Annotated in this window: 9 protein-coding genes; all 9 read right to left on the reverse strand. The window is 54.1% G+C overall.

Annotated features, from left to right (window positions below; translation table 11 throughout):
* Positions 1 to 73: 73 nt before the first annotated feature.
* Positions 74 to 1,357, reverse strand: coding sequence for a trigger factor (gene tig / locus ACYVRB_RS00615; RefSeq protein ID WP_461212890.1), 1,284 nt, complete (start codon positions 1,355 to 1,357; stop codon positions 74 to 76).
* Positions 1,358 to 1,438: 81 nt separating this feature from the next.
* Entirely contained in the window at positions 1,439 to 1,966 is a 528-nt protein-coding gene (locus ACYVRB_RS00620) for a GNAT family N-acetyltransferase (RefSeq protein WP_461212892.1), read from the reverse strand.
* A gap of 19 nt (positions 1,967 to 1,985) precedes the next feature.
* The gene (locus ACYVRB_RS00625; RefSeq protein WP_461212893.1) at positions 1,986 to 2,438 is read right to left on the reverse strand and encodes a MarR family winged helix-turn-helix transcriptional regulator; all 453 of its coding nucleotides are present in this window, start codon (positions 2,436 to 2,438) and stop codon (positions 1,986 to 1,988) included.
* Between the two features lie 91 nt (positions 2,439 to 2,529).
* On the reverse strand, positions 2,530 to 4,299 hold the full coding sequence (locus ACYVRB_RS00630) for an alpha-amylase family glycosyl hydrolase (protein ID WP_461212895.1): 1,770 nt from the start codon (positions 4,297 to 4,299) through the stop codon (positions 2,530 to 2,532).
* A 44-nt stretch (positions 4,300 to 4,343) separates the two neighbouring features.
* Entirely contained in the window at positions 4,344 to 6,731 is a 2,388-nt protein-coding gene (locus tag ACYVRB_RS00635; RefSeq protein WP_461212897.1) for a glycogen/starch/alpha-glucan phosphorylase, read from the reverse strand.
* Positions 6,732 to 6,785: 54 nt separating this feature from the next.
* Positions 6,786 to 8,228 (reverse strand): glycogen synthase GlgA, encoded by a 1,443-nt coding sequence (glgA, locus tag ACYVRB_RS00640; protein WP_461212898.1) that lies wholly within the window; start codon positions 8,226 to 8,228, stop codon positions 6,786 to 6,788.
* The gene (gene glgD, locus ACYVRB_RS00645) at positions 8,221 to 9,390 is read right to left on the reverse strand and encodes a glucose-1-phosphate adenylyltransferase subunit GlgD (protein WP_461212899.1); all 1,170 of its coding nucleotides are present in this window, start codon (positions 9,388 to 9,390) and stop codon (positions 8,221 to 8,223) included. The genes glgA and glgD overlap by 8 nt, the downstream gene beginning before the upstream one ends.
* Complete coding sequence (locus ACYVRB_RS00650; RefSeq protein ID WP_461212901.1) at positions 9,387 to 10,529, reverse strand: glucose-1-phosphate adenylyltransferase; 1,143 nt, start codon at positions 10,527 to 10,529, stop codon at positions 9,387 to 9,389. Before ACYVRB_RS00650 ends, glgD begins: the two co-directional genes overlap by 4 nt.
* A 29-nt stretch (positions 10,530 to 10,558) precedes the next feature.
* Complete coding sequence (gene glgB, locus ACYVRB_RS00655; protein ID WP_461212903.1) at positions 10,559 to 12,451, reverse strand: 1,4-alpha-glucan branching protein GlgB; 1,893 nt, start codon at positions 12,449 to 12,451, stop codon at positions 10,559 to 10,561.
* Positions 12,452 to 12,685: the final 234 nt, after the last annotated feature.

Raw genomic sequence — 12,685 nt, forward strand, 5'->3', positions numbered from 1 at the left:
CGCATCGATGAAAGCGCTATTTTAAACATCAAAAATAAAAGACCGACCATGAGGCCGATCTTTCAGGTAGTGCTTATGCTTCTTGAGCGGATTCGGTGATGACCCGGATGGCCTTCTTAACACCGATATCATGCTTCAACATGTCATCGGAAAGGGCCTGACGAACAGCCTTTTCTTCCATGTTGTATTCGCCAGCCAAGTCCTTAACTTCAGCTTCGATTTCCTTTTCGGAAGGCACGATCTTTTCAGCCGCAACGATAGCCTCGAGTACCAAGTTGGTCTTGACGCGGGTTTCAGCATCAGCTGCAAACTGCTTCTTCAAGTCGTCTTCCTTGGTGCCAGTCAATTGATAGTACATGTCTGGGTTGATGCCTTGGCGTTGCATGTTGCCAAGGAATTGATCCATCTGGTTTTGGACTTCGGAATCGATCATGGCTTGCGGAATTTCTTCGATCGTCGCGTTTTCAACCGCTTTGCCAATGGCCTGTTCTTCCAGGGCGTTGTCAGCAGCTTCAGCCTTCTTGGATTCGAGTTCTTCCTTGATCTTGGCCTTCAATTCGTCGAGGGTATCAACGTCTTCGTCGAGGTCCTTGGCAAAATCATCATCTAAGTCAGGCAATTCCTTGGTCTTGACTTCATGGATGGTCGTCTTGAATTCGGCGTCTTTACCTTGGAGGTCTTCTGCTTGGTAGTCTTCTGGGAAGGTTACCTTAACCGTAACTTCTTCGCCAGCCTTGTGGCCAACCAATTGGTCTTCAAAGCCAGGAATGAAGGAACCTGAACCGAGTTCGAGGCTGTAGTTCTTCGCAGAACCGCCATCGAAGGCTTTGCCGTCAACGGTACCGGCATAGTCGATCGTCACGGTGTCGCCAGATTCTGCGGCGCCGTCTTCTTTGAGCACGAGTTCAGCTTGGCCTTCGCGACGCTTTTGTAATTCTTCTTCAACGTCAGCTTCGGTAACCGTGCGATCTTGCTTGTCAACGGTCAAGCCGGTGTAGTCCCCTAAGGTCACTTCTGGCTTAACGGTAACGGTCGCCTTGATGACCCAAGGTTCGCCTTCGTCCATCTTGTCAACGTCGATCTTTGGTTGGTCAACTGGTTCGATACCAGCTTCGTTAACCGCAGCTTCATAAGCGTCTGGCAAGAGGATGTTCAACGCATCTTCATACAATGCCGCTTCGCCGTACATCCGGTTGAACACCGTACGGGACACGTGACCCTTACGGAAACCAGGAACGTTCAGCGTCTTCTTTACACGGTTGAACGCTTGGTCCAACCCTACTTTAATTTGATCTTGTGCGATTTCAAAAGTCAATGCACCTTCGTTGGTGCCTTGCTTTTCCCATTTTGCAGCCATGCTGTACCTCCGACATAGTCTTTTCGTATTACATACCTAACCATGATACCCAACTTAGCACCGTTTGTAAACGGGAAAAGGCTAATCTACCGCGCATTCCATCAACCAATCCCGCTGCGGGTCGGTACCAACCTGGAAAACGTGCTCGCCAACGCGATGAAAGCCCCTGGTGGCGTAAAAGGCCTTGGCCGGTTCGTTGTGTTCCCACACCCCCAGCGCGATCGTCGTTTTGTGAGCTTGCTTGGCATAATTCCACGCGAACGTGAACAGTTGACTGCCAAACCCATGGTGCTTGAACTCAGGCAAGATATAGATCCGCTCAAGTTCCAGAGCATTACCCGCCTGGACATCTGGGGTCAGCGCCGCATCGACATTGAGTTTGAGATACCCGACGGCCTGCCCTGCAGCTTCAATGAACCAAAACGTCGTCCCTGGTGTGTGCAGTTCAGCAAGCAGTTGTTCTGGCGAATATGCCGTCGCCAAAAATGTCGCCATGTCATTAGGGGCCGTGTTGGCGTCGAACGTGTCAGCAAACGTCGTCCTCGCCAGTTTCACAAGCGTTGCCACATCCGAGTCTGTCACCTGTTTGATCTGATTTGTTACTACCATAAATACTCCTTTTAAGCTTTTAATAGTCGCGTTTGCCACCGCTTTTGACGAATTGCCAATCTTCATCGATATTGGCACACATCTGGTTTAATAACCGCGTCAACGTTGCCACGTCTGCTTCGCTCATGCCAGCCAGCGCCCGCTGTTGAGAATAATCATTCTCGCGGCGGATGAGCGCATAGGCTTTCAGCCCCGCAGGTGTCGGAAACAGTTGCTGACGCTTGGCGTTGGCCGGGTCCGGCCGCTTGGTAATCAACCCCTGACGCTGGAGCTTCATCACACTGCGCGCCACTGTGGCACGATCAACTTTCAACTGATTTACAAGCTGCTCTTGGATGATTCCCGGTGCTTCGGTGATCCGCACCAAGTATAAGTATTGGCCACGGGTGAGCGTAACAGCTTGAAACTCAATGTTGGCAATACTGTCTAGTGCTCTGGCTACGACCCCAATCGCCCGTAATGGTTCTTGCATACGCTCACCTCCATGTACTCCAGTATAACCAGATATGTTGCAATTGCAACACGAAAAAACCGCCGTGTAAACACGACGGTAATCAATCTCATTAATCCAAGGTTTGAATCTGACTCGTATGTGGATCGAGTGTGACCGGCGCCAACAGCGAGCGCCAAGCTTGCGGAATGTAGTTGAGGTTGGCGCCGCTGGGGGTAAACGACACAGTCCGATCACCGGCGTTGCAATAACACACGAGCCCAGTGGCGCCTTGGATCCGCAAGACCCCAAAGACGTCACCATCCCAAAACGGGGCAAACGACGCGTCGCCTTGCAATGCCGGCAGTTGTCGTAACGCGGCGGCGCGTTCATAAAGCGCCTGGACCCGTGAATTGGGTGCTTGCCAAGGATAGTACTTACGGTTGTCTGGATCTTTGCCGCCGGTCAACCCGGCCTCGTCGCCATAAAACTGCACCCAGTTACCTGGCAACACCGCCGCCAACGTCAATAACAACGCCAGCTGTTTTTCGTCTTCATGCACCTCCGTCAGGATCCGTGGCGTGTCGTGCGTCGACAGGCTGGTGAAGTTATAGGCAAAGACATCAGGCGGATAATTCTCTTGCAAGGTCAACAACTGACGACCCAAACTTGCCGGTGGAAGCTTGCCCAACACATAATCCAGCATCAATTGGCGTTGCGGATAGTTCATGACCGCATGCAAGGCTTCGCCTTCTAGATATGGCCGACGACGACCATACGCAACCTTATGAGAGGCATCCTCCCAGACTTCGCCAATCAAAACCCGGTCTGGAAACGTATCAAGCAAGTGGCGAATCTGGATCAGAAAGTCCATCGCCAGTTCATCAACGACGTCGAGCCGCCAGCCATCAACGCCAAGGCCTGTCCAATACCCGATCACAGAATCCGGCCCGCCGGCAATGAATTGATGAAAAGCCTGGCTGTCTTTGCGGATCGCCGGCAGATCCCGTACGCCCCACCAGCTGGCGTAATCGTCCGGCCAATGCGTGAACGTAAACCACGGCGCATAGTCGCTTTGTTGCGATTGCGCCGCACCGATCTCGGGATAGTGGCCAAACGCGTTGAAATACCGCGAGTCTTGGCCGACGTGGTTGAAGACGCCGTCGAGGATCAGACGCATCTTGCGGGCGTGCAGTTCCGCCACCAGCGCTTTGAAATCGGCAAGATCACCCAACATCGGATCGATCTTCAAATAATCTGCCGTGTCATAACGGTGGTTGCTACGCGCCTCAAAGATTGGGCTGAGATAAATTGCCGTGAAGCCTTGCGCCTGTAGCCAATCTAACTTGGCTGTAATACCAGCAAGATTGCCGCCATAAAAATCCCAGCGGACGATCTCGCCGGTGGCGTCTTTGATGTAATAAGGACTGTCTGTCAGCTGACCGTATAAAAAGCTGTTGGGTTTGGGCGCGTTGACGTGCCCATCTGGGTTCCCGTTGTTGAAGCGATCGACAAAAATGTGATAGATCCGCGCATCCCGATACCACGCCGGGACTTTTTCCAGGCGCTTGACCACAGTCAGTTGATACCAAGGCGCCGCATCTGGATCGTGATAGCTCTGGCCGCTGCCGCCAAAACCGCCGGCCACCGCGCCGTAGGTCACCTGACCGTTAGCAGTTTCAACGCGAAAGGCGTAATACCACAACCCTTGGGCATCAGGCGTCAGCGTAGCGACCCAATTACCACCACGACGTTGCATGACAACGGCCTGCATCCCCCCATCTGCCTGCGACACCAACAAGGTCGCCACCTTGGCTTCCGGTGCGCGCAACCGCCAGGTCACTTGAGTCCCGACAACGACCGCACCAAACGGGGTGCGGTCGATAAATGAATCAAATTCCATCCAATCACCATCCGTCCTGAGTTGACAGCGACAACTGCGCGCTTTTACACCGGCGTGTTAGGCAACACATCCCAGATCTGGCGACCATAGCGCTGAACCGTGAAGTCAGCAGAAAATTGACCGGAAGCCGCAATATTTTTCAACGCCGCTTGTCCCCAGGCTAACGGTGTCTGCCAAAGCGCATCGAGTTGGCGGCTGGCAGCGAGGTAGCTGGCAAAGTCGGCCAAAACCAGATAAGTATCGTTATAGATCAACAACTCATCTTGAATCTCGCGGCCTTCGGTGGTGATGCCGGGAATCGTCCCGTCTGTCAGCATGTCAACGATGCGATGAAGCGTCGGATCTGCCTCGTATACCGCACGGGCCGAGTACTCGTTGGAGGCTTTGAGGGCGGCGACCTTGTCGGCCGTCAAGCCAAACGTCACCATCGCGTCGCTACCAGCCGCTTCACGAATCTCAATGTTGGCACCATCAAGGGTCGCCAACGTCAGCGCGCCGTTGGCCATCAGCTTCATGTTACTGGTTCCCGACGCCTCAGTTCCTGCCAAGGAGATCTGCTCCGAGATATCCGCCGCCGGAATGATCTGCTCGGCCAACGTGACCCCGTAGTTAGGAATAAATGCCACCGCCAACTTGCCGGCACAATCGGGATCATGATTGACCATGTCTGCGACCGCGTTGATCAAACGGATGACGGCCTTGGCATACCGGTAACTTGGTGCGGCCTTGGCTCCAAAGATGTGCACCCGTGGTGGCCGGGACTCGCCTTTTTTGATGGCAAGATAGGCTTCCAAGATTCCAAACACGTGAAGCAACTGGCGCTTGTAGGCATGCAGGCGCTTGATCTGAACGTCAAAGATCGCGTGAGGATCAACTTCAAAGCCGAGATGAGCAGAAATCACCGTCGCCAGGCGCTGCTTATTGGCAAACTTCGCGGCGTTCAAAGCCTTTAAAAAATCGTGATCGTTGCTTTGGGCCAACAGCGGCACGAGTTCTCTGGGATCGCGCCGCCAAGCCGTCCCGATAGTGGCATCGAGTAGCTGGCTGAGGTCGGGGTTGGCGATCTGCACCCAGCGTCTGGGCGTGATGCCATTGGTCTTGTTGTTGAAGCGCTCTGGGAAGATCGTGTAAAGATCCCTGAGCACACTTTGTTTCAAAAGGTTGGAATGAATCTTGGCGACGCCGTTGACCGCATGGCTACCGATAGTGGCCAGATACGCCATGCGCAGATACCCATTGGCCAAAGGGGCACACCGCGACACCAAGGTCTCTCCAAACAGTCGGGTGTATTGCTGGCGGAACCGGCGGTCGACTTCTTGGGCCAGCTGGGCCAAGCGCGGCAACAGGCGGGCAAACATCTCCTCGGGCCAGGTTTCAAGCGCTTCGGTCATCAGCGTGTGGTTGGTGTAGCTCAACGTCGCCACCGTGATACGCCAGGCTTCGTCCCAAGGCAGATGCCCATCATCTAACAAAACGCGCATCAATTCCAACACCGCCATCGCGGGATGGGTGTCGTTGATATGGATGCTGACAAACTGTGGCAAGAGATGGAGGTCTTGGTGGAACCGGCGGTAATGCGTGATGATGCTTTGAATGCCAGCGGAGGTGAAGAAATATTCTTGGCGCAGCCGTAACTCGCGGCCGGCAGTGTCGGAGTCATCGGGATACAAGATCTGGGTGATCGCATTGACGCGCGCCTTTTCTTCCAAGCTGTGCACGTGTCCGGGCACCGGTTCTGCACTCCACAACCGCATGGTGTTGACGACATGGTTGCGGTAGCCGACCATCGCGGTATCGTATGGCACCGCCAGTACCTCGTCAGTATTATAATACTCGGCTTCGAGGCGCCCGCCGTCTCCCGGCACCAGCGCGACGCTACCGCCGAAACGCACGATCACCGCCCGGTCTTCCTTACGCGTCTCCCAGACATACGGATCACGCAACCAGTCGTCTGGTAATTCGACTTGATAGCCGTCGACAAACCGTTGCTGAAACAGGCCGTACTGGTACCGGATCCCGTTGCCGTTGCCGGCCATACCGACGGCTGCCATCGCATCCAAAAATGCACTGGCCAGCCGGCCTAGGCCCCCGTTACCAAGGCCTGGATCGCCTTCTGCCGCGTATAAAGCAGTCGTGTCGATGCCAAGTTCTTCCAGCCCGGCTTCGACAGTTTCTTTGACGCCCAGATTTAACAGGTTCGACGCCAACAAGCGCCCCGGCATGAATTCGATGGAGAAGTAATAGACCTGTTTTTGCTGGTGGTGGTCGTAATCCGCTCTGGTTTTTGCCCAATCGGTGGCATAATAGCCTTTGACCAAGAAGGCCAGCGCCTGATATTGCTGCAGAAGTGAGAGGTGCTCTAAAGAATTAGCGAAAATGTGCATCGCCTCTTCTTGATAATCTGCAATGAAACGCTTCTTGGTTAATGCCATACCCCTTTGCTCCTTTCAAAAAAGGCGGCACTTGGCCGCCTATCCTTTCTGACATCAACCGAGCAGCGACTGATAGCCAGAAAGATACGTCGTTGCAGCATGGACCCAATCAAAATCTTTGCTCATGGCGTTTTGTTGCAGCTGTTGGTACACCTCAGGTTCGCTGGTATACACTTTTGCTGCGCGCGCCATGGTTTCCGCCAACACACCTGCGTTAAATTCCCAAAACGAGAAGCCATCGCCGCTGCCGTCGGTTTCATCATAGGCGATAACGGAATCACGGAGGCCGCCGGTTTCGTGGACGACCGGCAAGGCACCATAACGCATCGCCATCATCTGCGCTAAGCCGCTGGGTTCAAATGCAGATGGCATCACGAAGAAATCGACGCCGCCATAGATCCGCTGGGCAAGTGCGGTGTCAAAGCCGATGATGGTGCCGACCTTGCCAGCATAGCGGTTGTGCAACTCGGTGAAGTGGCGCTCCAGATCCGTGTCACCTGTCCCCAAGATCACAACCTGGCAAGACGCGCTCGGCAGGAGTTGATCGAGGGCTTCGATCAACAGGTCCATACCTTTTTGCCGGGTCAGCCGAGAAACGACCCCGAAGAGCGGGACGTCGCTTTGCGGCAGGCCAAATTCTTCTTGTAGCGCACGCTTGTCTTGGGCCTTGCCCGCCAAGTCGCTTGCGCTGTAGTTGGCATACAGGTGGGTGTCGGTTTGTGGATCGTAAAGCTTGGTGTCGATGCCGTTCAGGATCCCTCGCAACTTCCAGCTTTGTTTCCGCAGCGTGCCATCGAGGTGTTCGCCAAACGCCGGCGTCTGGATCTCACCGGCATAACTCGGACTGACGGTTGTGATCAGATCCGCAAAGTTGATACCGCCTTTGAGATAGTTCACCTGACCGTCTTGCATGAAACCGTCGTCATTGGCGAACTGGCGGCCGATGCCGAAGACATCGGCCAACACTGATGGCGGGAACCAGCCTTGAAACTGCAGGTTGTGGATCGTTAACTGCGTGTGGATGTCGGCATAGGCCTCGATCCACTGGTACTTATCTTTCAAAAGCACCGGCACAAAGGCGGTGTGCCAGTCGTTGACGTGGATCACATCGGGAATGAAATCGATCACCTGCAGCATTTCGATCAGCGCCATCGAAAAGAAACCGAAGCGTCCACCGTCATCCCACTCACCGTACAACTGATCCCGGGCAAAAAAGGCTTCGTTATCGATGAAGTAATACGTCACTGCCCCAAGCTTCATCGTGAGCACCCCAACATATTGCGAGCTCTGCTGACCAAACGCCAGCGTGAAGCGCGCCAGCGGACGCAGTTGGTCTTTGTAGCGCTGCGGGAACTGCCGGGGATAATACGGCAACACCACCCGGATGTCTACCCCTGCGCGCTGCAACGCCTGTGGCAGCGCATAAGCCACGTCACCGAGACCGCCAGTCTTGTAAAATGGCGCCCCTTCCGCCGCGGCGAAGAGAACCTTAAGCATTCACATTCGCCTCCAATTCACTCTCCCGGAAAATCGTCTGGTTCTTGCGCAACACGATCGGCGCATCGGGCTTGCCAATGACCGACAGATTCGGACCGATCACGACACCTTTATCCAAGATCGCATACCGCACCGTTGACCCGGTCGAGATCTTGGCACCTTGCATGATGACTGCGTGTTGCACCACCGCATCGTGGTGGACGACGACGTTGCGGAAGACCACGGAATCTTCGACCCGGCCTTCGATATAGGTGCCGGTGCCAAGCAGCGAGTTCAAAACTACCGCGTCTTTGGCGAAGAAACTCGGCACTTCGTTTTTGCTCTTGGTCAAGATCGGCACGTTGGACAACAACAACGACTGGAAGTTGACGTCGTTAAGCATCTCCATGTTGGCGTCGTAATAGCGCTGGATGGCATCGATCCGAGCAAGATACCCGGTGTATTCGAAGGCGTTGGCGTTGTTGGCCAACACATAATCCCGTAACAACTCTGGCAGGCGCCGGAACGTGCGGCTGGAGGCCGCTTCGTCGAGCAAATCGATCAGGTCGCTGGTCGCCAGCAGATAAATATCCATGAAGCTTGGGATCTCGGCGCTGGAGTCGTCATCGTGGCGTTCTTGGGCCTGAATCACGGAGCTTGCCGCGCCTTGTTCGGACAAGCTCAGCGTCCAATCAGTCGGCCGGATACGCGCCACCGGCAATTTCTTGTACACGGTCGTCACCCGCGCGTCGCCGGCTTTGTGGTAGTTCAAAATCGCGTTAAGGTTGACGTTAGCGACGTTTTTGGCACCCATCACCACCGTGTACTTAGAACCTGAGCCGCGCAGGAACTGGGTGTAGTTCTCATAATAACGCGCACGCAACTGTTCGTCGTTGTAATCACGCGTGGCGACGTATGGAAACAAGAACACGCCGCCTTGGATCAAGTCGAGATTCCACGCCGCCCCAGAACGGATATGATCTTGCACGCTGCGTTCAGACTCCGGCATGAACAAGCCCACACTGTGAATATCCGCAGCGGTGATTGCTGACAGTGGGAAATCTAGCAAACGGTAGCGACCGGCAAAAGGCAGCGTGCCGATCGGACGGTGCTCAGTCAACGGTAATAAGGTATGCACGTCTTCGTTCAGATCGATGACGGCGGCCATTTCTCCTTGTCTCATGCTTTTTCCTTCCTTCCTACGACTTCTCCGTATCCGATCACAGCGATTTCCGAGCTCGATCCGATCACTTCGCCACCGTCGCCAACCACCGCGTCTTCACCGACGATGGCATGATCGATCGTGACGTTCTTCCCGATCACCGCGTTTGGCATGATCATCGAGTCTTTAATGACGCTGCCTTCTCCGACCTTGACGTTTTGACTCAAGATGCTGTGCTCAACTTCGCCTGCGACGTATGAGCCGTCGGTGACCATGGCGCGGTGGACTTTGGCGGTCTTGGTGAAGAACATCGGTGGCAACGCTTCGGTTTGTGAATAGATCCGCCAGTTACGATTGGTGATGTTCAGCGGATTGTTAGGCGACAAGAACTCCATGTTCGCCTCCCACAACGACTGGATCGTCCCGACGTCTTTCCAATACCCGTGAAACGCATAGGCAAACGTCGGCTCGTTGTGTGCAAGATACGCCGGGATCACGTCTTTACCAAAGTCTTCCATCTTGCCGTCGGTCGCATAAGAATCCGACAGATATTTGCGCAGCGGCGCCCAATCGAAGATGTAGATCCCCATCGAAGCCAGGTCAGATTTTGGCTTTTCCGGCTTTTCTTCAAAGGCAATGATACGGTCGGTGTCGTCGGTGTTCATGATCCCAAAGCGCGTCGCTTCTTCCAGCGATACCGGCATGACCGCCACCGTCAGCGTCGCTTTTTTGGCTTTATGAAACGCCAGCATCCGCTCGTAATCCATCTTGTAGATGTGGTCCCCGGAAAGGATCAACACGTACTGCGGGTTATACGAGTCGATGTACGCCATGTTTTGATAGATCGCATGCGCCGTGCCTTCAAAAAACTTTTCGCCTTCGCTCGATGCGTAAGGCTGTAAGATCGTCACCCCGGCACCACGCTCGTTGAGGCCCCAGCTGGCGCCGTTTTGCACGTGGCGGTTGAGCTCTAGGGGTTGATATTGGGTGATGACGCCAACGGTATTGACACCGGAATTGCTGAGATTGCTGAGGGTAAAATCGATAATTCGATACCGCCCACCGAAGGGAACGGAAGGCTTCGCTGTGTTTTTGGTCAACTTGCCTAACCGGGTGCCTTGACCACCGGCTAGAATCATGCCTAACATCTCAGTGCTCATTTGCCTTTCCTCCTATTAATAAGCCACGTTCACAACGTCAATTCTGGCCCCGTCTCAAGGATCTGCGGTGCGATCAATAATGCCCCCATTGCCGGCAAAACGACTTCGACACTGTCTGGTTGGCCGCCTTGCGGGGTACCGGTCGTGTGAAGCGTTTTTTGTAGTCGTCGCCAGGTGCCACCGAAGTGGACGCTTTCTGTGTTCAACACGATTTGGTAGGTGCCGGCCTGTGGCACCGGTACCAAAAAGTGTTGGCGTTCAAGCGGCATCAAGTTCAAAACCACCACGGTGAAGTCCCGTGCAGACTGGCCCCAACGGATATAACTCAGCTGTTCAGGACCGTCGCCGATCGTCACTGTCATTCCTGCTGCTTGATGGTCGTTCACCCACAGACTTGAGCGCTTCGTATACAACCGGTTCAGCGTCTGCGTAAAGTTTTGCATCGCGCGGTTCATCGGGTCATCAAGATCGACCCACTCGAGCTGACTCCAGTCCCGCCACTCCAGAAACTGGCCCCACTCGCCACCCATGAACAAGAGCTTCTTGCCGGGATGGGTCATCAACCAGACAAACATCACCCGCAAGTTAGCGAACTGGTTGTAGCGATCTCCCGGCATCTTGTGCATCAAGGACTTTTTGCCGTGGACGACTTCATCATGGGAAAAAGGTAGGATGAATTGCTCATCATACGCATAGACCCAAGAAAACGTCAGCAGGTGTAAATGGTCGCGCCTGGCATAGGGATCCATGGCAAAATAGCGCAACGTGTCGTTCATCCAGCCCATGTTCCACTTGTAGTTGAACCCCAGCCCGCCGGCATCGATCGGGGCTGACACCTGCGGATAGGCAGACGACTCTTCGGCAATCATCAACACGTCTGGATGTGCGGCGAAGACTTGAGTGTTTAACTTCTTCAAAAATGCCAAGCCTTCCAAGTTTTCCCGGCCGCCGTCGCGATTGCGATCGTTTTCTTTGCCGGCATCATAATCCATATACAACATGTTGGACACCGCGTCGACGCGCAACCCATCGAGGTGGAACTGATCGAGCCAAAACATGGCACTCGAAATCAAGAAGCTCTGGACTTGGGTCTTACCTAAATCGAAATTCCACGTCCCCCAGCGGACATTATCGGCACGATGGGGATCTTGATATTCGAACGTCGGGGTGCCGTCAAACATCGCCAACGTATCGGTGTTGCGGATGAAATGCCCCGGCACCCAGTCCATGATTACCCCGATGCCGGCACGATGGGCGGTATCGACAAACGCCATGAAATCATCTGGCGTGCCAAACCGGCTGGTCGCGGCAAAATAGCCCATCAGCTGATAACCCCAGCTGGCATCCAACAAGTGTTCCATCAGCGGCATCAACTCGATGTGGGTATATCCCATCTTCTTCACATAAGGGATCAAGTTGGCGCTCAGTTCGCGATAGGTGAGATAAGTATCATCATCGTGGCGCATGAACGAGCCAAGATGCACCTCATAAATATTGAGTGGCTGCGCATATACCGGCGACAGTTGCCGATGAGTCAACCAACGCTTGTCTTGCCAGGCGTGGGCTGGCAAGTCCCACAAACGGGCTGCCGTGCCAGGCTTAGGTTCAAAGTAAAAACCATACGGGTCGATTTTTTCGATCACCTCCCCGCTTGCGGTTGTCAGGTGCAATTTGTACAGCTGGCCTTTTTCGCCTGCGTGCTGGCCTTGCCAACAACCGGTGTCCCCGATGGGCGTCAGTGCCACCGGTTGCCAATCTGAGAAATCGCCAACCACTGCGACCGCCTGCGCGTTTGGTGCCCATACTGTAAATTCCCAGACGCCTGGGGCTACCTTATGGGCCCCAAAACGTCGATAACTCTGATAATCTTCACCGCGTCCAAACAGATAGAGCCACGGTGAGATCGCTTCTTCATCAGCCAACCGCGTCGCCTCCTTTGTTTCCGCTTACATTGTAATTATAACACGCTTCGTAGGAATATCCTTGTCCAAGGATTAAGATATATTATCCTAAAAAATAACACACGTTTTCTTTTGCAATGCGCATGGTTTCGGCATTCTTTTGAGGCGCTTGAAAAGCACAGCGACCCAACCAGTATTCACGTCTTCCACTTTTTGTGTAGTGATTTTAAGGCAAAAAAAGACTCGTAGCAAAAC

Source organism: Lacticaseibacillus boliensis, from assembly GCF_054784775.1.